The 18,768-nt window shown below is 67.0% G+C and carries 21 protein-coding genes, 1 other RNA gene and 1 pseudogene; 17 read left to right on the top strand and 6 right to left on the bottom strand.

The genetic code is table 11. The features are described 5' to 3' along the window. Positions 1–71: 71 nt before the first annotated feature. From MU449_RS11235 to recR, 5 genes are all read left to right on the top strand, one after another. The gene (locus tag MU449_RS11235; RefSeq protein WP_244738178.1) at positions 72–1,838 is read left to right on the top strand and encodes a 5'-nucleotidase C-terminal domain-containing protein; all 1,767 of its coding nucleotides are present in this window, start codon (positions 72–74) and stop codon (positions 1,836–1,838) included. 63 nt (positions 1,839–1,901) lie between these two features. Beyond that, positions 1,902–1,998, top strand: an RNA gene (gene ffs, locus MU449_RS11230) — signal recognition particle sRNA small type. Between the two features lie 74 nt (positions 1,999–2,072). After that, positions 2,073–3,758 (top strand): DNA polymerase III subunit gamma/tau, encoded by a 1,686-nt coding sequence (locus MU449_RS11225; protein ID WP_244738177.1) that lies wholly within the window; start codon positions 2,073–2,075, stop codon positions 3,756–3,758. A gap of 4 nt (positions 3,759–3,762) precedes the next feature. After that, the gene (locus MU449_RS11220) at positions 3,763–4,104 is read left to right on the top strand and encodes a YbaB/EbfC family nucleoid-associated protein (protein ID WP_244738176.1); all 342 of its coding nucleotides are present in this window, start codon (positions 3,763–3,765) and stop codon (positions 4,102–4,104) included. Position 4,105: 1 nt separating this feature from the next. Further along, positions 4,106–4,702: a recombination mediator RecR gene (recR, locus tag MU449_RS11215; protein WP_244738175.1), complete on the top strand. Its 597-nt coding sequence runs from the start codon at positions 4,106–4,108 to the stop codon at positions 4,700–4,702. A 6-nt stretch (positions 4,703–4,708) separates the two neighbouring features. On the opposite strand, the gene MU449_RS11210 is transcribed toward recR, so the two are convergent. Continuing rightward, on the bottom strand, positions 4,709–5,335 hold the full coding sequence (locus tag MU449_RS11210; protein WP_244738174.1) for an exopolysaccharide biosynthesis protein: 627 nt from the start codon (positions 5,333–5,335) through the stop codon (positions 4,709–4,711). A gap of 68 nt (positions 5,336–5,403) precedes the next feature. After that, on the bottom strand, positions 5,404–6,288 hold the full coding sequence (locus MU449_RS11205) for a LysR family transcriptional regulator (RefSeq protein ID WP_244738173.1): 885 nt from the start codon (positions 6,286–6,288) through the stop codon (positions 5,404–5,406). Between the two features lie 243 nt (positions 6,289–6,531). On the opposite strand from MU449_RS11205, the gene ffh reads away from it, so the two are divergent. The 12 genes from ffh (at position 6,532) to trpB (ending at position 16,370) form a co-directional block, all read left to right on the top strand. Continuing rightward, positions 6,532–8,013: a signal recognition particle protein gene (gene ffh, locus MU449_RS11200; protein WP_244738172.1), complete on the top strand. Its 1,482-nt coding sequence runs from the start codon at positions 6,532–6,534 to the stop codon at positions 8,011–8,013. Continuing rightward, a complete protein-coding gene (locus MU449_RS11195; RefSeq protein ID WP_244738171.1) occupies positions 8,010–8,318 on the top strand; it encodes a chorismate mutase in 309 nt (102 codons plus the stop codon). Before ffh ends, MU449_RS11195 begins: the two co-directional genes overlap by 4 nt. Positions 8,319–8,355: 37 nt before the next feature. Next, complete coding sequence (rpsP, locus tag MU449_RS11190; RefSeq protein ID WP_244738170.1) at positions 8,356–8,718, top strand: 30S ribosomal protein S16; 363 nt, start codon at positions 8,356–8,358, stop codon at positions 8,716–8,718. A 42-nt stretch (positions 8,719–8,760) separates the two neighbouring features. Further along, positions 8,761–9,267, top strand: coding sequence for a ribosome maturation factor RimM (rimM, locus tag MU449_RS11185; protein ID WP_244738169.1), 507 nt, complete (start codon positions 8,761–8,763; stop codon positions 9,265–9,267). Next, a complete protein-coding gene (trmB, locus tag MU449_RS11180; RefSeq protein ID WP_244738168.1) occupies positions 9,260–9,943 on the top strand; it encodes a tRNA (guanine(46)-N(7))-methyltransferase TrmB in 684 nt (227 codons plus the stop codon). Before rimM ends, trmB begins: the two co-directional genes overlap by 8 nt. A gap of 40 nt (positions 9,944–9,983) precedes the next feature. After that, the gene (gene aroA, locus MU449_RS11175) at positions 9,984–11,315 is read left to right on the top strand and encodes a 3-phosphoshikimate 1-carboxyvinyltransferase (protein WP_244738167.1); all 1,332 of its coding nucleotides are present in this window, start codon (positions 9,984–9,986) and stop codon (positions 11,313–11,315) included. Further along, positions 11,312–11,905: a (d)CMP kinase gene (locus MU449_RS11170; RefSeq protein WP_244738166.1), complete on the top strand. Its 594-nt coding sequence runs from the start codon at positions 11,312–11,314 to the stop codon at positions 11,903–11,905. Before aroA ends, MU449_RS11170 begins: the two co-directional genes overlap by 4 nt. Before the next feature lie 78 nt (positions 11,906–11,983). Continuing rightward, entirely contained in the window at positions 11,984–13,663 is a 1,680-nt protein-coding gene (gene rpsA, locus MU449_RS11165; RefSeq protein WP_244738165.1) for a 30S ribosomal protein S1, read from the top strand. A gap of 127 nt (positions 13,664–13,790) precedes the next feature. Next, the gene (ihfB, locus tag MU449_RS11160) at positions 13,791–14,072 is read left to right on the top strand and encodes an integration host factor subunit beta (RefSeq protein WP_244739046.1); all 282 of its coding nucleotides are present in this window, start codon (positions 13,791–13,793) and stop codon (positions 14,070–14,072) included. Next, the gene (locus MU449_RS11155; protein WP_244738164.1) at positions 14,062–14,424 is read left to right on the top strand and encodes a lipopolysaccharide assembly protein LapA domain-containing protein; all 363 of its coding nucleotides are present in this window, start codon (positions 14,062–14,064) and stop codon (positions 14,422–14,424) included. Before ihfB ends, MU449_RS11155 begins: the two co-directional genes overlap by 11 nt. Then, positions 14,424–15,080: a phosphoribosylanthranilate isomerase gene (locus MU449_RS11150; protein ID WP_244738163.1), complete on the top strand. Its 657-nt coding sequence runs from the start codon at positions 14,424–14,426 to the stop codon at positions 15,078–15,080. The genes MU449_RS11155 and MU449_RS11150 overlap by 1 nt, the downstream gene beginning before the upstream one ends. A gap of 57 nt (positions 15,081–15,137) precedes the next feature. Beyond that, a complete protein-coding gene (gene trpB, locus MU449_RS11145; RefSeq protein WP_244738162.1) occupies positions 15,138–16,370 on the top strand; it encodes a tryptophan synthase subunit beta in 1,233 nt (410 codons plus the stop codon). Here the strand turns inward: trpB and MU449_RS11140 are convergent. From MU449_RS11140 to MU449_RS11125, 4 genes and pseudogenes are all read right to left on the bottom strand, one after another. Then, positions 16,367–16,936 carry a DUF4893 domain-containing protein gene (locus MU449_RS11140; protein ID WP_244738161.1) on the bottom strand — a complete coding sequence of 190 codons (570 nt, stop codon included), beginning with the start codon at positions 16,934–16,936 and terminating at the stop codon, positions 16,367–16,369. The genes trpB and MU449_RS11140 overlap by 4 nt on opposite strands. Beyond that, positions 16,930–17,304 (bottom strand): annotated as a pseudogene (locus MU449_RS11135) (DUF2237 family protein). Before MU449_RS11135 ends, MU449_RS11140 begins: the two are co-directional and overlap by 7 nt. Beyond that, complete coding sequence (gene pth, locus MU449_RS11130; protein WP_244738160.1) at positions 17,301–17,972, bottom strand: aminoacyl-tRNA hydrolase; 672 nt, start codon at positions 17,970–17,972, stop codon at positions 17,301–17,303. The pseudogene MU449_RS11135 and the gene pth overlap by 4 nt, the downstream one beginning before the upstream one ends. Positions 17,973–18,079: 107 nt before the next feature. Further along, a complete protein-coding gene (locus tag MU449_RS11125; protein WP_244738159.1) occupies positions 18,080–18,697 on the bottom strand; it encodes a 50S ribosomal protein L25/general stress protein Ctc in 618 nt (205 codons plus the stop codon). Between the last annotated feature and the right edge of the window lie 71 nt (positions 18,698–18,768).

Here is an 18,768-nt window from a genome sequence, read left to right as displayed (position 1 = left end):
GTCGTCATGACTGCGCGATCAACGACAGGACATACCCCCGGATGACCGGGGTTTGCGGGCCAGACACGTCCTTGCTGCCAGCGCCCTTCGCGCCCGACCCCGCATATGTCGATCTTCGCATTCTGGCCACCAGCGACATTCACGGCTGGATCGGGCCTTGGGATTATCACGCCGCCCAGCCAACCGGGGCGGGGGGGCTTGCCCGCATCGCCACGCTGATCGGGCAGGCGCGGTCCGCGCATCCCAACGTGGTTCTGTTCGACAACGGCGATTTTCTGCAGGGCACCCCGCTGACCGATCCGGTGCCGGGGCGGGGCGGGCATCCGGCGGTGCGGGCGATGAACCATCTGCGCTATGATGCGGTCACGCTGGGCAATCACGAGTTCAACTTCGGTCTGGACGCGATGCGGGCGGCCATCGCCGGGGCCGACTTTCCGGTGGTGTCGGCCAACATCGCCACCCCCGAGGGGGAGGCGATCGTGCCCCACTGGACCGTTCTGGCGCGGCAGGTGACCGATGGGGCCGGTCGGGCGCGTCAGCTTCGGATCGGGGTGATCGGCCTTCTGCCCACGCAGGTCATGATCTGGGATCGCGCGCTTCTGGACGGGCGGATGCGGGCGGACGATCTGGTCGCGACCCTGCGCCGGCACATGCCCGCCCTGCGCGCGGCGTGCGATCTGGTGGTGGTGCTGGCCCATGCGGGCATCGGCGCGCCCGACGCCTGCGGCATGTCCGAAGATGCGGCCACCGCGCTGGCCGCGGTGGAGGGGGTGGATGCGGTGGTGGCGGGGCACAGCCATCTGGTCTTTCCATCGCCGGCCTTTGCGGGCATGGCGGGGGTCGATGTCGCCCAAGGGACGTTGCAGGGCGTCCCTTCGGTGATGCCGGGGTCCTGCGGGTCGCATCTGGGGGTGATCGACCTGCGCCTGTCGGCGGACCTGCGCGTGGTGGCCCACCAATCCACGGCGGTCGAGGTGCGCGGACACGTGCCTTGCCCCGCCCTGACGGCCGTGATCGACGCGGATCACCGCGCCACCCGCGCGGCGATGGACCGCGTGATCGGCCACAGCGCCCATCCGCTGAACAGCTTCTTTTCGGTCATCGCCCCATCGCCCATCAACGCGCTGATCGCCCGCGCCTCGGCCGCGCATGTCGCCCGGCGGATCGGGGGCGAGGTGCCGGTTCTGGGCGTGGGCCAGATCTTCCGCGCGGGCGGTCGGGGCGGGCCGGGCTTTTTCACCGACATTCCGGCGGGGCCGGTGCTGATGCGCCATATCGCCGACCTTTACAGCTTTCCCAACGCGATCGCGGCCCTGCGGGTGACGGGGTCGGAGCTGAAGGGCTGGCTGGAACGGGCGGTGTCGGTCTTTGCCCAGGTGCGGGCCGGGGGGGCGGACCAGCCGCTGCTGAACCCCGACTGCCCGCTTTACAATTTCGACATCGTGCACGGCGTGACCTTCGGGGTGGACCTGTCGCGCGCCCCCGGCGGCGGCGACCGGATCGTGGATCTGCGACATGATGGCCGCCCCGTCGCCCCCGACGCCCCGTTCGTGCTGGCCACCAACAGCTATCGCGCGGGTGGGGCGGGTGGATTCGCGCCCCGCCCGCCCTTCTGGACCGACGGGGCGATGATGCGCGATGTCGTGGCGGACCATATCGCGCGCCACGGCGTGCCCCCCGCCGAGGCCGATTGGCGGTTCTTGCCGATGCCGGGCGCGTCGGTGGTCTTTCCCACCTCGCCCAAGGCGGATGCGCACCGGCACGAGGTGCCGGGTCTGGCGCTGACATCCCTTGGCCTGGACGCGGACGGGTTCCTTGCGATGCGCCTGTCGCTGTGACCCCATCGTCGATCTGACGCGGCGACCTTGCGCGTCGGGCCCGCCCCCGCTATATGGGGCGGCGAGAGGTTGGCGCGGGCAGGCACGTCGCCAAATTGGTCAGGTCCGGAAGGAAGCAGCCACAACGATTTCCGTCTGGGTCGCAGTCCGGCCTCTCACCTTATTCCCCCTCCCCTCTCTGGACGTGCCCTGCGGGCTTCCCTAGGTTGGGGCCAGCCGAATCCGGGATCTTCCATGACCGAAACCTATCAGGTTCTTGCGCGCAAATACCGTCCCGAAACCTTTGCCGATCTGGTCGGGCAGGAGGCGATGGTCCGCACGCTGAAGAACGCCTTCGCCGCCGACCGGATCGCGCACGCCTTCATCATGACGGGGATTCGCGGCACCGGCAAAACCACGACCGCGCGCATCATCGCCAAGGGGCTGAACTGCACGGGGCCGGACGGGACGGGGGGGCCGACCACCGATCCCTGCGGCGTCTGCGACGCCTGCCGCGCCATTGCCGAAGGCCGCCATGTCGATGTGATGGAGATGGATGCCGCGTCGCGCACCGGCGTGAACGACATCCGCGAGATCACGGAATCGGTCCACTATCGCGCGGCCAGCGCCCGCTACAAGATCTATATCATCGACGAGGTTCACATGCTGTCCACCAGCGCGTTCAACGCGCTGCTGAAGACGCTGGAGGAGCCGCCCGCCCATGTGAAGTTCATCTTCGCCACGACCGAGATCCGCAAGGTGCCCGTCACCGTCCTGTCGCGCTGCCAGCGGTTCGACCTGCGCCGGATCGAGCCGGAGGTGATGATCGCCCTTCTGCAACGCATCGCCGGGGCGGAAGGCGCGCAGATCACGGATGAGGCGCTGGCCCTGATCACCCGCGCCGCCGAAGGGTCGGCCCGCGACGCGACCAGTCTGCTGGATCAGGCGATCAGCCACGGCGCGGGGGAAACCGGGGCCGATCAGGTCCGCGCGATGCTGGGCCTGGCCGACCGGGGCCGTGTGCTGGACCTGTTCGACCGGGTGATGGCGGGCGATTCGGCGGCGGCGTTGTCGGAACTGGCGGCGCAATATGCCGACGGGGCCGATCCCGTGGCGATCCTGCGCGATCTGGCCGAGATCACGCATTGGATGTCGGTCATCAAGATCACGCCCGAGGCGGCGGACGATCCCACCACCCCGCCCGACGAACGGACCCGCGGGCTGGAGATGTCGGGCCGCTTGCCGATGCGCGTCCTGTCGCGCGCGTGGCAGATGCTTCTGAAGGCGCTTGAGGAGGTGTCTCTGGCCCCCAACACCATGATGGCGGCGGAAATGGCGATCATCCGGCTGACCCATGTGGCCGACCTGCCCGACCCGGAGCAGCTGATCCGCCGCATCCAGTCCTTGCCGCAACCGACCCATGCGCCGGCACCTGCGGCCCCTTCGGGGGGCGGTGGCGGCCAGATGGCCCGCGCGGACAGCCGGATGGCGGTCGGGGGCGGCACGGTGTCGCAGGCGCTGCCCGCCACATTCGAAAGTGTCGTCGGCCTGATCCGCGAAAAGCGCGACATGGTTCTGCTGGCCGAGGTGGAGACGGGCCTCCGCCTTGTCAGCTATCAACCCGGCCGGATCGAGTTCGAACCGGGGCCGTCCGCCCCGCAAAACCTGGCGGCGCGGCTGTCGCAGCGGTTGCAGGGATGGACCGGCCAGCGGTGGGTCGTGTCGGTGGTGGGCACCGGCGGGGCGGCGACCATCGCCGAGGTTCAGGCCGAGGCCGAGGGCAGCGCCAAGGCCGAAGCCATGGCCCTGCCCATCGTGCAGGCGATCATCGCGGCCTTTCCCGGCGCGTCGATTGCCGATATCCGCGCCCCCGTGGCCGATGCCGCGGCCGAGGCGCTGCCCGAGGTCGAAGATGAATGGGACCCCTTCGAGGAGGAATGAGACGATGTTTGGTTTGAACGGTCTGGGTGACATGTCCAAGATGATGAAGCAGGCGCAGGATCTTCAGACGAAGATGGCCGAGCTTCAGGAAGAGCTTGCGAACACCATCGTGACGGGTGAATCCGGCGCGGGTCTGGTGAAGGCGCGCTGCACCGCCAAGGGCGAACTGACGGGGCTGGACATCGACCCGTCGATCTTCGTGCCGTCGGAAAAGGAAGTGGCCGAGGATCTGATCCTGGCCGCGATCAAGGATGCGCAGAAAAACGCGACCGAGCGGCACCAGTCCGAGATGGCGAAACTGACCGAGAGCCTTGGCCTGCCCGCCAACATGAAACTGCCGTTCTGAGATGACGGACGCGCCGGGCGGCATCCAGACGCTGATCGACCTCATGGCCCGCCTGCCGGGTCTGGGGCCGCGTTCGGCGCGCCGCGCGGTGCTGATGATGCTGAAAAAGCGGGGGCAGGTGATGGCCCCGCTGGCGCAGGCGATGGCCGAAGTGGCGCTGAACGCGCGCGACTGCCTGCGCTGCGGCAATATCTCGGACAGCGATCTGTGCCCGATCTGCCGCGATGACCGGCGGGCCAATGGCGAGATCTGCGTGGTGGAGGATGTGGCCGACCTGTGGGCGATGGAACGGGGGCGCGCCTTTGGCGGGCGCTATCACGTTCTGGGCGGCACGCTGTCGGCGCTCGATGCCGTGGGGCCGGAGGATCTGCGCCTGCCCAAGCTGGTGGAGCGGCTGGCCGAGGAGGAGGTGCGGGAGGTGATCCTTGCGCTGAACGCCACCGTGGATGGCCAGACCACCGCCCATTACATCGCCGATCTGCTGGAGGGGCGGGTGCGTGTCACCTCGCTGGCCCAAGGGGTTCCTGTGGGGGGCGAGCTGGACCATCTGGACGACGGCACCATCGGCGCCGCCCTGCGCGCCCGCCGGTCGGTCTGACCGCGTTCAGCCGAAGGCGTTCTGGATCAGGAACACCACCGCCGCGACCAGGGCCCAGATCACCCCCCAGACCACGATCAGCGATACGATCCCCAGCAGAACGCCCAGGATCACCCACAGCCCGTCCCGCTCCAGTATGCCCAGGCAGATGATGGTGATCGCCATGGCGGGCAGCATGTTGCCCAAGGGGATCGGCAATGCCAGCACCACCGACAGCACCAGAAGCCCCACGCCGATCAATTGCTGCATCGCGGGGGTGATCATGAAGGTCAGTCGCGGGGACAACAGCCGTTCCGCCCGCGCCAGAACCGGGGTCATCTTGGTCACCAGCGCCGCAAAGGCCCCGCGTTCCAGCGACCGATTGGCGATGAACCCCGGCAACCACGGCAGCCGCCCCAGCATCAGTTGCGCCGACAGGAAGATCAGCGGCAGCCCAAGGATGGCCGAGGTCCCGGGTGGCGTCGGGATCACGTTGGGCAACGCGAAGATCAGGATCAGCGCCCCGAAGGCCCGGCCCTGCATCGCCGTCACAAGATCGGCCACCGACACGCGCGTGCGGTCGGGGTCGTGGGCGATGTCCTCCAGCACCTGCGACAGACGGCGGCGGGGCGGATCTTCAAGTTCGGGCTGCATCGGTTTTCCTGTGTGGGAACGCATCTGAGTGTGGGGGTGCATCGCGCCTCGCGCAATGCCCCACGTGGTCACACCTGCGACCAGATCGTCGCGTCCTTCAGGTGGCGCAGAAACGTCTGCACCTTCAGGGTGCGGTGCAGGTCGACATGCGTCACGATCCACAGCGGCGCCTCCCATTCCGGTACGGGAGGCAGGATTTCCACCAGATCGTCCCGGCGGCTGGCGCGATAGACGGGCATGAAACCGATCCCCGCGCCATAGATGATAGCTTCGTGCAAGGCCCGGCTTTCGGAGGCCACGAACCGCAGGCGGCCGGCCGGCACGTTCGCGTGCAGCCAGCGATGGAACGGCGCGCGCGAGGCCGGTCCCTCGACTGTGACGAAGCGGTGGTTTTCCGCGTCGCGCACCCCGTCGGGCATCCCGTGCCGGTCGACATAATCCCGCGCGGCATAGAGACCGTAGCGTATGCGGGCCAGGGGCCTTGCGACGTTGTCCGGCTCCTCCGGCGGGCCGCCCGCACGGATGGCGACATGCGCCTCGCCGTAATCCAGCCGGAACACGCGCATGTCCGACAGATAGCGGACGGTCAGGTCGGGATGTTCGGTCTGGAAATCGGTCAGCACCGGCACCATCAGATCGGCGATCCCCGCGATGGAAGTCACGACCAGTTCGCCCGCCACCGCCTCCCCCTGGCCGCGGATGCGGCTGGCCAGTTGGCCGAACTGCTCCTCGGTGGTCTGGGCGACGGTCAACAGGTCGCGCCCCGCCTCGGTCGGGGTGTAGCCGCGGGCGTGACGCTGGAACAGCTTGGCCCCCAGCCGCCGTTCCAGCGCGTCGATGTGGCGGATGACGGTGGCGTGGTGCACGCCCAATGCCTCCGCCGCGCCCGATACGGTGCCCAATCGTGCCACCTGAAAGGCCGTCCGCACCTCGTCCCAGTTGTCCAGCCCCATGCGGATCGCCCTTCCTTTGGTCGGGGCCAGCATAACAGGCCGGTGGCGGGGTTCAATCGGCCGCAAGGCTTGACGGGGCAGGGGCCGCGGGATATAGGCGGCCCTGTTTTTACCCGGAGTCGTGTGCGCTCCGGTCCCCGCATTCGGTGGGGATCGCCATCCACCAGCGCGTTGCGCCCGTGGGTGCCGTTGGTGTTTGGCGCGTTCGCCCCATATCGGGGTCTGGCAAGGAAAGGGATGCCGATGTTCGAGAATCTGTCTGAACGGCTTGGTGGCGTCTTCGACCGGCTGACCCGTCAGGGCGCGCTGACCGAGGATGACGTCGCCACCGCCCTGCGCGAGGTGCGCACCGCACTGCTGGAGGCGGACGTGTCGCTGCCCGTCGCGCGGGAGTTCGTGAAGCGCGTGCAGACGAAGGCCGCGGGCCAGCATGTCACCAAATCGGTGACGCCAGGCCAGCAGGTCGTGAAGATCGTCCATGACGAGCTGGTCGCCGTGCTGGCGGGCGACGGTCCGACGGGGGGCCTGAAGATCGACAACCCGCCCGCCGCGATCCTGATGGTGGGCTTGCAGGGGTCGGGGAAAACCACGACCACCGCCAAGATCGCCAAACGGCTGAAGGATCGCGAAGGCAAGCGCGTGCTGCTCGCCTCGCTGGACACCAACCGCCCGGCGGCGATGGAGCAGCTGGCGATCCTGGCCGGTCAGGTGGGCGTCGATGCCCTGCCGATCGTGCCCGGCCAGTCGGCGGTGGAGATCGCGAAACGCGCCAAGACGCAAGCGTCGATGGGCGGCTATGACGTGGTCATGCTGGACACGGCGGGTCGTTTGCACATCGACGAAGTGCTGATGACCGAGGTGCAGGCGGTGCGCGACATCGCCCAACCGCGTGAGACGCTGCTGGTCGTCGACGGTCTGACGGGGCAGGATGCGGTGAACGTCGCCACCCAGTTCGACGGGCAGGTCGGCATTTCCGGCGTGGTCCTGACGCGGATGGACGGCGACGGGCGGGGCGGTGCGGCGCTGTCGATGCGCCACATCACCGGCAAGCCGATCCGCTTCGTGGGCCTTGGCGAAAAGATCGACGCGCTGGAGGAGTTCGACCCCGAACGCGTCGCGGGCCGCATCCTTGGCATGGGCGACATCGTGGCGCTGGTCGAAAAGGCGCGCGAGACGTTCGAGGCCGAGCAGGCCGAACGCATGGCGCGGCGGTTCTCCAAGGGTCTGTTCAACATGAACGACCTGAAGAACCAGCTGGACCAGATGCTGAAGATGGGCGGGATGCAGGGCCTGATGGGCATGATGCCCGGCATGGGCAAGATGCAGAAGGCCGCCGAGGCCGTCGGCATGGACGACCGGATGCTGCGCCGCCAGATCGCGCTGATCAATTCGATGACCAAGAAGGAACGGGCCAACCCTGATCTTCTGCAGGCCAGCCGCAAGAAGCGCATCGCCGCCGGGGCCGGGCTGGACGTGGCGGACCTGAACAAGCTTCTGAAGCAGCATCGCCAGATGGCGGACATGATGAAGAAGATGGGCAAGGGCGGCGCGATGAAACAGGCGCTGAAGGGCATGATGGGCGGCAAGACCCCCGACCCGTCGCAGATGGACCCCGCCGCGCTGGAAGCCGCCGCCAAGGCGATGAAAGGCCAGATGCCGTCCGGCATGGGCGGGATGCGCGGCATGACCCTGCCTGCGGGCCTGTCGGGGATGCTGAAGAAATGACCCATTCCTCATCCCCCGAACAAGTGCTGGCCGAACAGCTTCTGAAGGACCACCGCGCCAGCATCGACCGTCTGGACGCGATCCTCGTCTATACCCTGGCCGAACGGTTCAAGGAGACGCAGGCCGTGGGGCGGCTGAAGGCCGAACATGATCTTCCCCCCGCCGATCCCGCCCGCGAGGGGCGTCAGATCGAACGGTTGGAGCGGCTGGCGATGGAGGCCGATCTCGATCCCGCCTTCGCCCGCAAATTCCTCAACTTCGTGATCGCCGAGGTCATCCGGCATCACGAGCAACACCAGAAATGACCGGGTTCCGGTCAACGCCATAACAGGAGATACTCTCATGGCCATGAAAATCCGCCTCGCCCGTGGTGGTTCGAAAAAACGCCCGCACTACGCCATCGTGGCGACCGATTCGCGTATGCCGCGCGATGGCCGCTTCCTGGAGAAGCTGGGCACCTACAACCCGCTGCTGGCCAAGGATGACGAACGTCGCGTCGTGATGGACCTGGAGCGCGTGCAGCACTGGATCTCCAAGGGGGCGCAGCCGACCGACCGCGTGGCCCGCTTCCTCGAAGCCGCCGGTGTGCGTGAGAAGGCCGTCCGCAACAACCCCAAGTCGGCCGTGCCGGGCAAGAAGATGTCCGAAATGGCGGCCAAGAAAGCCGCCCGCTCCGCCGCCCCGGCGGACGCCGCGGAAGAGTGATCGGCAAGGGGGCTTTGGCCCCCTTCCTTTTGTGGTGATGTCATGTCCGACAAGATTTGCGTGGGCGCGATCGCCGGGGCCTTCGGGGTGCGCGGCGAGGTGCGGCTGAAAAGCTTTTGCGCCGTGCCGGAGGCGATTGCCGATTACGGCCCGCTTGCGACCGAGGATGGCCGCAGTTTCAAGGTGACGCTGCTGCGCCCGATCTCGGGCGGTCTTGGTGCGCGCCTGTCGGGCCTGTCCACCAAGGAGGAGGCGGACGCGCTGAAGGGCACGCGCCTTTATGTCGGGCGCGACCGGCTGCCCTCGCTCGGGGATGAGGAATATTATCATTCCGACCTGATCGGGTTGGAGGTGCGCGACACCGGCGGCCAGCTTCTGGGGCACGTGTCGGCGGTGCACAACCACGGCGCGGACGATATTCTTGAGGTGCAGGGGGCGGGCGAAAGCCTGCTTCTGCCCTTCACATTGGCCGTGGTCCCCACGGTCGATCTGGCGGCGGGGCGCATCGTGGCCGACCCGCCCATCGAAACGGAAGACCGTGATGAGTGAACATCCCGAACGCCGCAACTTCTATGGCCGCGTGCACGGCAAGACGCTGCGGCAAAGCCAGAAGGTGTATCTGGACGAGGATCTGGGGCCGCTCAGCCTGCCGAACGTGACGTGGGACGACAACCCCGACCGCACGAAGCTGGATCTGGCCGCGCGGTTCGGCGATCGGCCCGTCTGGCTGGAGGTGGGTTTCGGCGGGGGCGAGCATCTGGTGGCGATGGCCGAACGCTATCCGCAGGTGGCGATCATCGGGTGCGAACCCTACGTCAACGGCATCGCCATGCTGCTGGGCAAGATCCGGGCGGCGGGGGTGACGAACGTGGCGCTGCATCCGGGGGACGCGCGCGATCTGATGGATGTGCTGCCCGATGCCAGCATCGCCAAGGCGTTCCTGAACTATCCCGATCCGTGGCCCAAGGCGCGGCACCATCGCCGTCGCTTCGTCACGCCCGACCACCTGATCCCGCTTCATCGCGTTCTTGCTCCGGGGGCGGAGTTTCGGGTCGCCTCCGACATCCCCGATTATATCCGCCAGACGCTGGAGGAGGGTCCGCCCGCGGGCTTCACGCTGGTGAACGAGGGCGGCGTGGCCTGGGATGACTGGCACTCCACCCGGTATGAACAAAAGGCCCTGCGCGAAGGCCGCACCCCGCATTACGTGACCTTCCGTCGTTGATCCACCCATGCTAAGGGCGTTTCCAACAGAGGAGACGTCCATGGCCCACGGCACCCCCACCCCCATCACTGCCCGCAAGTCCGGCCCTCTGACCGGGGTGGCCGCGGTGCCGGGCGACAAGTCGATCAGCCACCGCGCGCTGATCCTTGGGGCGATGGCGGTGGGCGAGACGAAGATCACCGGCCTTCTGGAAGGGCAGGACGTTCTGGACACCGCCACCGCCATGCGCGCCTTCGGGGCCGAGGTGGTCCAGCACGGGCCGGGCGCGTGGTCGGTGCATGGCGTGGGCGTCGGGGGCTTTCAAGAGCCGGACGCGGTCATCGATTGCGGCAATTCCGGCACGGGCGTGCGGCTGATCATGGGGGCGATGGCCACGTCCCCCATCGCGGTGACGTTCACGGGCGATGCGTCCTTGCGCAAGCGACCCATGGGGCGGGTGACCGATCCCCTCGCGCTGTTCGGGACGCAGTCCTTCGGCCGCAAGGGCGGGCGGCTGCCGCTGACCCTGATCGGCGCGGCGGACCCCGTGCCGGTGCGCTACACCACCCCCGTGCCCTCGGCGCAGGTGAAATCGGCGGTGCTGCTGGCCGGCCTGAACGCCCCCGGAGAGACGGTGGTGATCGAGCGCGAGGCCACGCGCGACCACTCCGAACGGATGCTGGCGGGCTTCGGCGCGCAGGTGCAGGTGGAGCGGACGGGCGAGGGCAACGTCATCACGCTGGTGGGCCAGCCGGAGCTGCGCCCGCAGGTCGTGGCCGTGCCGCGCGATCCGTCCTCGGCGGCCTTTCCGGTCTGCGCGGCGCTGATCATCGAAGGCTCCGACATTCTGGTGCCGGGTGTCAGCCAGAACCCGACGCGCAACGGTCTTTATCCCACGCTGGTGGAGATGGGGGCCGACATCGCCTTCGAGAACCCGCGCGAGGAGGGGGGGGAGCCGGTGGCCGACCTGCGGGTGCGCGCCTCATCCCTGAAGGGGGTGGAGGTTCCGCCCGACCGCGCGGCTTCGATGATCGACGAGTTTCCGGTGCTGGCCGCCGTCGCCGCCTTCGCCGATGGTGTCACCGTCATGCGCGGCGTGAAGGAGCTGCGGGTCAAGGAATCCGACCGGATCGACGCGATGGCGCGGGGCCTTGAGGCGTGCGGCGTGCGCATCGAGGAGGATGAGGATACGCTCATCGTTCACGGCCTGAACGGCAAGGTTCCGGGCGGGGCGACGGTCGCCGTGCATCTGGACCACCGCATCGCGATGAGCTTTCTCGTCCTCGGCTCGGCCTCCGAGCGTCCGGTGACGGTGGATGACGGAGAGGCGATCGCAACCTCCTTCCCGATCTTCCGCGATCTGATGAACGGAATGGGCGCGGACATCGCATGATCTTCACGGTGGCCATCGACGGGCCTGCGGCGGCGGGGAAGGGAACGATCTCGCGCGCGGTGGCCGAACGGTTCGGGTTCCGGCATCTGGACACGGGGCTTCTTTACCGTGCGGTCGGGGCCAAGGGCGGCGATCCGGTGGCGGCGGCGCAGGCGCTGGTGCCCGACGATCTGGTCCGCGACGACCTGCGCAGCCTGGCCGCGGGCGAGGCCGCAAGCCGCGTGGCCGTCATCCCCGAGGTGCGGGCCGCGCTGGTGGAGTTTCAACGGCGATTCGCCCGCATGGACGGCGGCGCGGTTCTGGACGGGCGCGACATCGGCACCGTCATCTGCCCCGAGGCGGAGGTGAAGCTGTTCGTCACCGCCAGCCCGCAAGTGCGCGCGCACCGGCGTTGGCGGGAGGTGGGGGGCGATGAGGCCGACGTTCTGGCGCAGGTGATCGCCCGCGACGCCCGCGACGCGGACCGCGCGACGGCCCCGATGGTGGCAGCGCCCGATGCCGTCTTGCTTGATACGACGGAAATGTCTATATCCGCCGCAGTCGAGAGGGCCGCGAGTGCGATCCGATCAACGATCGAGGGTCGGGCGTAAGCCACGACCCTTTCGTCATGAAAGACCGGCGGAGCCAACCGCCAGGCCCGTATAGCTTTGTAAAGGAAACTGTTACGCATGTGCGCCAAAGCAACCATGGAAGAATTTGAAGCCCTTCTGCAGGAGAGCTTCGAGATCGACACCCCGGACGAAGGTTCGGTTGTCAAAGGCAAGGTCATCGCCATCGAGGCGGGCCAGGCCATCATCGACGTCGGCTACAAGATGGAAGGCCGCGTCGATCTGAAAGAATTCTCGAATCCCGGCGAAACCGCTGAGATCAACGTCGGCGACGAAGTCGAGGTCTATCTGGACCGCGTCGAGAACGCCCGCGGCGAGGCTGTCATCAGCCGTGAGAAAGCCCGTCGCGAAGAAGCGTGGGACCGTCTGGAAAAAGCCTATGCCTCCGAGGCCCGCGTCGACGGCGCGATCTTCGGCCGCGTCAAGGGTGGCTTCACGGTCGATCTGGGCGGCGCTGTCGCGTTCCTTCCCGGATCGCAGGTGGATGTGCGCCCCGTGCGCGATGCCGGCCCGCTGATGGGTCTGAAGCAGCCGTTCCAGATCCTGAAGATGGACCGTCGCCGCGGCAACATCGTCGTGTCGCGTCGTGCGATCCTGGAAGAAAGCCGCGCCGAACAGCGCGCCGAGGTCATTTCGGCCCTGCACGAAGGCCAGACGGTCGACGGCGTGGTCAAGAACATCACCGAATACGGTGCGTTCGTCGATCTGGGCGGCGTTGACGGCCTGCTGCACGTCACCGACATGGCCTGGCGCCGCGTCAACCACCCGTCCGAGATCCTGACGATCGGCGAGACCGTGAAGGTCCAGGTCATCAAGATCAACAAGGACACGCACCGCATCAGCCTTGGCATGAAGCAGCTGCAGTCGGACCCGTGGGATTCGGTCGAGATCCAGTATCCGCTGGGTTCGGTCCACAAGGGCCGCGTCACGAACATCACCGATTACGGCGCGTTCGTGGAACTGGAAGCCGGTGTCGAAGGTCTGGTCCACGTCTCGGAGATGTCCTGGACCAAGAAGAACGTGCACCCCGGCAAGATCGTCTCCACCTCGCAAGAGGTTGACGTCATGGTTCTGGAAATCGACAGCGCCAAACGCCGCGTGTCGTTGGGTCTGAAGCAGACGCAGCGCAACCCGTGGGAAGTGTTCGCCGAAACGCACCCCGTCGGCACGAACATCGAAGGCGAAGTCAAGAACATCACCGAATTCGGTCTGTTCGTCGGCCTCGACAACGACATCGACGGCATGGTCCACCTGTCCGACCTGTCGTGGGACCAGCGTGGCGAAGACGCGATCCAGAACTACCGCAAGGGCGACACGGTTCAGGCCGCCGTCACCGAAGTGGACGTCGAGAAGGAGCGCATCTCGCTCTCCATCAAGGCACTGGGCGAAGACACCTTCACCGATGCGGTTGATGGCGTGAAGCGCGGTTCAGTCGTGACCTGCGAAGTGACCGCGATCGAAGATGGCGGGATCGAGGTCGTCTACAACGAGATGAAAGCCTTCATCCGTCGTTCGGACCTGGCCCGCGACCGTGCCGACCAGCGCCCCGAGCGTTTCCAGGTCGGTGACAAGGTCGACGCCCGCGTGACCAACGTCGACAGCAAGACCCGTCGTCTGGGTCTGTCGATCAAGGCGCGCGAAATCGCCGAAGAGAAAGAGGCCGTCGAGCAGTATGGCTCGTCCGACTCGGGCGCAAGCCTGGGCGACATCCTCGGTGCGGCTCTCAAAGACCGCAACTGATCGTCCGGACACGGATAAGAAAGGCCCCGCGCATGTCGCGGGGCCTTTTTCATTGATATTTGTTTTCCCGCCAATTCTGCCCTATATCCCGATGGATAACGTGGCCTGCCAGTCATCCGGGGGAGAGATGATCCGATCAGAGCTGATCCAGAAAATCGCCGACGAGAACCCGCATTTGACGCAGCGTCATGTGGAGCGGATCGTTCATACCGTCTTCGATGAGATCATTGCGGCGCTTGCCAGGGGCGATCGGGTGGAACTGCGCGGCTTTGGCGCGTTTTCCACCAAGGCCCGCGACGCACGCACCGGCCGCAACCCCCGCACGGGCGAGGCGGTGGATGTGGACGACAAACACGTGCCCTTCTTCAAGACGGGCAAATTGCTACGGGACCGGTTGAATGGGCGGTAAGGTTATGCGGGGCGTGAAAATCGCCGTTCTGGTTCTTCTGGCGGCGATCCTGCTGGGTGTGGCGGTGGCGAACCGGGGGATGGTGACGCTCAGCCTGCTGCCGCAGGGGTTCTCGTCGTTTTTCGGGATCGACTGGACGCTGCACATGCCGCTGTTCCTGGTGATCCTTCTGGCGGCGGCCATCGGTCTGCTGATCGGGTTTGTATGGGAATTCCTGCGCGAACACCGCATCCGCGCCGCCGCGATCGAAAGCCAGCGTGAGGCGCAGCGCCTGCGGGCCGAACTGGCCGCCCTGCGTCGCGATCCGCCCAAGGACGACGTGATCGCCCTTTTGGAACGCAAGGGCGCCTGATGCCCGACATTCGTGTCAAGATCTGCGGGCTGAAAACGCCCGCCGACATGGATGCGGTGGCGAAGGCCGGGGCGCATTACGCGGGCCTTGTGTTTTTTCCGAAATCGCCGCGCCATGTGACGCTGGAACAGGCGCGCGATGTGGCCTTGGCCGCGCCCGTGGGGCTGGCGAAGGTTGCGCTGGTGGTCGATGCCGATGACGCGACGCTGGACGCGATCACCGAGGCAGTCCCCCTCGACATGCTGCAACTGCATGGCGAGGAGACGGTCGAGCGGGTGGCCGAGGTCCGCGCCCGCTATGGCCTGCCGGTGATGAAGGCCATCAGCGTGGCGGATGAGGGCGATCTGGCCGCTGTGCTGGAGATGAGCCTGGCCGCCGACCAGCTTCTGATCGATGCAAAATCGACCGGCGATCTGCCGGGCGGCAACGGTCTGGCCTTCGACTGGCGGCTGGTGGCGCAGCGGCGGTGGTTGAAGCCGTGGATGCTGGCCGGGGGGCTGACGCCGGACAACGTGGCCGAGGCCGTCCGTCTGACCAATGCGCGGCAGGTGGACGTCTCCTCCGGGGTGGAGGTGTCGCGCGGGGTCAAGGACGCGGGCCGGATCGCCGCTTTCGTCCGCGCGGCCACGGGTCCGGCCGTTCCGATCCTGCGCTGACCTTTACGGCAGGGGTCCGACCCTATACATCATGGCCAACCCAGCAGGAGACGCGCCATGGCCGAGGACGGCATCAACAGCTTCATGAACGCCCCCGACGATCAGGGCCGCTTCGGCATTTTCGGCGGGCGGTTCGTGTCGGAAACGCTGATGCCGCTGATCCTCGATCTTCAGGCGCGCTATGACCACGCCAAGACGGACCCCGAGTTCTGGGACGAGATGAACGATCTCTGGACCCATTACGTGGGCCGTCCGTCCCCGCTCTATCACGCGGCGCGGCTGACCGAGCATCTGGGCGGCGCGAAGATCTACCTCAAGCGTGATGAGCTGAACCATACGGGCGCGCACAAGATCAACAACGTGCTGGGCCAGATCATTCTGGCCCGCCGCATGGGCAAGACGCGGATCATCGCGGAAACCGGCGCGGGGCAGCATGGCGTGGCGACGGCCACGGTCTGTGCGAAATTCGGGTTGAAATGCGTGATCTACATGGGCGCGCATGATGTGGAACGGCAGGCACCCAACGTGTTCCGCATGCGCCTTCTGGGGGCGGAGGTGGTGCCGGTCACCTCCGGTCGCGGCACGCTGAAGGACGCGATGAACGACGCGCTGCGCGATTGGGTGACCAATGTGGCCGACACCTTCTATTGCATCGGCACGGTGGCGGGGCCGCACCCCTATCCGGCGATGGTGCGCGATTTCCAGTCGATCATCGGCAAGGAGGTCCGCACCCAACTGGCCGACCAGGAGGGCGAGGGCCGTCTGCCCGACACGCTGGTTGCGGCCATCGGCGGCGGGTCGAACGCGATGGGGCTGTTCTATCCCTTCCTGGACGACCCTTCCGTGCGGATCATCGGGGTGGAGGCCGGCGGCAAGGGCGTGGACGACCGGATGGAGCATTGCGCCAGCCTGACCGGCGGGCGTCCGGGCGTGCTGCACGGCAACCGCACCTATCTGCTGCAGGATGATGACGGCCAGATCCTTGAGGGCTTCTCGATCTCTGCCGGTCTGGATTATCCGGGCATCGGGCCGGAACATGCCTGGCTGCACGATACGGGCCGCGCGGAATATGTCGCCATCACCGACAAGGAGGCGCTGGAGGCGTTCCAGCTTTGCTGCGCGCTGGAAGGCATCATCCCCGCGCTGGAGCCGAGCCACGCCTTGGCCCATGTGATGAAGATCGCCCCCGATCTGCCGAAGGACCACATCATCGTCATGAACATGTGCGGGCGTGGCGACAAGGACATCTTCACCGTGGCGAAGCACCTCGGCTTCGACATGAAGATCTAACGCGTCAGCGCGATCACGTCGAAGGTGCTTTCGACCAACGGATAGGGGAACAGCATCCGGGCCGTGGCGGGGCCGGTCTGTTCCACCACCGCGACCTGCGGCAGAAATTGCGGCAGGTCCGCCGGGTCCACCATCTCAGGCAGGTCGGCATAGGCGGGGGGCGTCTCCCCCGCGGCATACCCGACGCCAAGGTAGACCATCTGACCGTCGATCACCTCCATGTGCCCGGTGGTCAATTGCGAGCCGCCTGTCTTGCGGAACGTGCCGTCGGCGTCCATCCGGCAGGCGAAGGGGGCATAGACGGTCAGCGGCAACAGGCCGCCCAGCTTCATCACCGTGCAGGACCACGCGCCGGTCAGGTCCATATCCTCGGCTGGCCACGCTTCGCCCGCCATGGCCTGCGCCAGACGGTCCAGATCGGCGGACGGGCCGGCGGTCAGCACCTCGCGCATCGCCTCGCCCAAGGCGGTGTCGAGCGACCAGAGGCGCACCTCATCCTCCTGCCACATCTGGGCGGAGGCGGGCAGGGCGGTCAGCGCCGCCAGGGCCAGCGCGCGGATCAGCATGGCGGTTCCGCGTATTGGCGCAGAACCTCGATCGGCACCAGCGACAGGGTGGTCTGATGCGTGGCGGCCAGGTTGACCTGCGGGGCGACGCCTTCCTCATGCGCCTGAAGGAAACGCGCGGCGCACAGGCACCAGCGATCCCCCGGCTTCAGCCCGCCGAACCCGAATTCCGGGCGCGGGGTGGACAGGTCGTTGCCAAGGTATTTGGAGAAGGCCAGAAACTCCGCCGTCATCACGGCGCAGACGGTGTGGCGGCCCTGATCGGTCGGGCCGGTGTCGCAGCAGCCGTTGCGGAAAAAGCCGGTCAGAGGGTCGGTCGAACACGGCTACAGCGCGGCCCCAAGGACATTCACGGACGGTTCGATCATCGGAACCGCTCCATCAGCTTCTGAAGGGGGGAGCGGCTGTCCTGCGGCTCCGGCGCGGCGGGAGGTGCCTTGGGGGCCTTGGTCCCGGTGGAGGGGCGTGGCGGGGCCGTCCGTTGCGCCACCGCGTTCAGGAATCGTGGCCCCTCGCCAGACGCCAGCGCGGGCGCGCCGTCCGACAGGCCGCGCAGCAGATCGTCCAGCATCTCCCCCTCCGCCTTGGCGAAATCGGACAGGACATAGCCCGCCACGCGGTCCTTGTGCCCCGGATGGCCGATGCCAAGGCGCACGCGGTCATACGCCTCGCCGATATGGGCATGGATCGACCGCAGGCCGTTATGCCCCGCATGGCCGCCCCCTGTCTTCAGCCTCACGCGACCGGGGGCAAGGTCCAGTTCGTCATGCCAGACCACCACATCGGCGGGGGCCAGCTTCCAGAAGCGCATCGCCTCGCCCACCGATTGGCCGGACAGGTTCATGAACGTCTCGGGTTTCAAGAGGGCGATCTTCTCGGAGCCCAACCGCCCTTCGGACACCTGCCCCTGATAGCCGCGCCGCCATGGGCCGAAGCCGTGATCCTCGGCAATCCGGTCCAGCGCCATGAAGCCGATATTGTGGCGGTTGCCCGCATATTTCGCGCCGGGATTCCCCAGGCCGACAAAGAGTTTCATGGAGACCTCCGTTCCCCCATCTATCGGACGCACAGGGCCCGCGTGCAATGAAAAAGGGCGCGCAGGATCTCTCCCACGCGCCCGATCAAGGCCCAAGCTCGCAAGGATCACTCCTCGGCGGTGGCTTCCTCTTCGGCGTTGTCTTCCGAACGCAGCCCCGACGGCGCCGAGATGTTCGCGATCACGAAGTTGCGGTCGATCGTCGGCTTCACGCCTTTGGGCAGAACCACGTCGTTGATGTGGATCACATCGCCGATCTGCTTGCCGGTCAGGTCCACCGTGATGTGGTCCGGGATGTCGGACGCGGTCACTTCCAGTTCGACCTCGTTGCGCACGGCGACCAGGGTGCCGCCACGCTTCAGCCCGGGGGCCGCGTCGTGGTTCACGAAATCGACGTGGATGAACAGGTTGATGCGGCTGGTGCGGCGCAGGCGCATGAAGTCGACATGCGTCGGCAGGTCCTTCACCACGTCACGCTGAACGCTGCGGCAGATGACGCGCACGTCGTCCTGGCCTTCAACCTTCAGGTTGAACAGCGTGGACAGGAAGCGGCCCTGCTTCAGCAGTTTCAGAAGGTAGTGGTAGTTCATGTTGATGGACACGGGCTCTTTGCCGTCCCCATACACGATACCGGGCACCTTGCCCTCACGACGTGCCTGACGGGCGGCCCCCTTGCCTGTCCCCGCGCGCACCTCGGCCTGAAGATCCGGGATCTCTTTTGCCATAGGTCAATTCTCCAATGTTAGATCGCCCCGTCCTCCAAGGGTGAGCGGGGTCGAAGACGGGCCTATACGGC

This window comes from Falsirhodobacter halotolerans (assembly GCF_022899245.1).
In the GTDB taxonomy this organism is placed as follows: Bacteria; Pseudomonadota; Alphaproteobacteria; order Rhodobacterales; family Rhodobacteraceae; genus Falsirhodobacter; species Falsirhodobacter halotolerans.
Note: the sequence above shows the minus strand (reverse complement) of the source record. Positions and strands in the feature narration are given on the sequence as shown.

Coding starts and splice junctions, on each gene's coding strand:
- rimM (WP_244738169.1), top strand. CDS start 8,761: ATGTCCGACAAGATTTGCGTGGGCGCGATCGCCGGGGCCTTCGGGGTG.
- MU449_RS11205 (WP_244738173.1), bottom strand. CDS start 6,288: ATGGGGCTGGACAACTGGGACGAGGTGCGGACGGCCTTTCAGGTGGCA.
- MU449_RS11155 (WP_244738164.1), top strand. CDS start 14,062: ATGGGCGGTAAGGTTATGCGGGGCGTGAAAATCGCCGTTCTGGTTCTT.
- MU449_RS11150 (WP_244738163.1), top strand. CDS start 14,424: ATGCCCGACATTCGTGTCAAGATCTGCGGGCTGAAAACGCCCGCCGAC.
- aroA (WP_244738167.1), top strand. CDS start 9,984: ATGGCCCACGGCACCCCCACCCCCATCACTGCCCGCAAGTCCGGCCCT.
- ffh (WP_244738172.1), top strand. CDS start 6,532: ATGTTCGAGAATCTGTCTGAACGGCTTGGTGGCGTCTTCGACCGGCTG.
- trpB (WP_244738162.1), top strand. CDS start 15,138: ATGGCCGAGGACGGCATCAACAGCTTCATGAACGCCCCCGACGATCAG.
- MU449_RS11210 (WP_244738174.1), bottom strand. CDS start 5,335: ATGCAGCCCGAACTTGAAGATCCGCCCCGCCGCCGTCTGTCGCAGGTG.
- pth (WP_244738160.1), bottom strand. CDS start 17,972: ATGAAACTCTTTGTCGGCCTGGGGAATCCCGGCGCGAAATATGCGGGC.
- MU449_RS11220 (WP_244738176.1), top strand. CDS start 3,763: ATGTTTGGTTTGAACGGTCTGGGTGACATGTCCAAGATGATGAAGCAG.
- recR (WP_244738175.1), top strand. CDS start 4,106: ATGACGGACGCGCCGGGCGGCATCCAGACGCTGATCGACCTCATGGCC.
- MU449_RS11125 (WP_244738159.1), bottom strand. CDS start 18,697: ATGGCAAAAGAGATCCCGGATCTTCAGGCCGAGGTGCGCGCGGGGACA.
- MU449_RS11140 (WP_244738161.1), bottom strand. CDS start 16,936: ATGCTGATCCGCGCGCTGGCCCTGGCGGCGCTGACCGCCCTGCCCGCC.
- MU449_RS11195 (WP_244738171.1), top strand. CDS start 8,010: ATGACCCATTCCTCATCCCCCGAACAAGTGCTGGCCGAACAGCTTCTG.
- ihfB (WP_244739046.1), top strand. CDS start 13,791: ATGATCCGATCAGAGCTGATCCAGAAAATCGCCGACGAGAACCCGCAT.
- MU449_RS11225 (WP_244738177.1), top strand. CDS start 2,073: ATGACCGAAACCTATCAGGTTCTTGCGCGCAAATACCGTCCCGAAACC.
- MU449_RS11170 (WP_244738166.1), top strand. CDS start 11,312: ATGATCTTCACGGTGGCCATCGACGGGCCTGCGGCGGCGGGGAAGGGA.
- trmB (WP_244738168.1), top strand. CDS start 9,260: ATGAGTGAACATCCCGAACGCCGCAACTTCTATGGCCGCGTGCACGGC.
- rpsA (WP_244738165.1), top strand. CDS start 11,984: ATGTGCGCCAAAGCAACCATGGAAGAATTTGAAGCCCTTCTGCAGGAG.
- rpsP (WP_244738170.1), top strand. CDS start 8,356: ATGGCCATGAAAATCCGCCTCGCCCGTGGTGGTTCGAAAAAACGCCCG.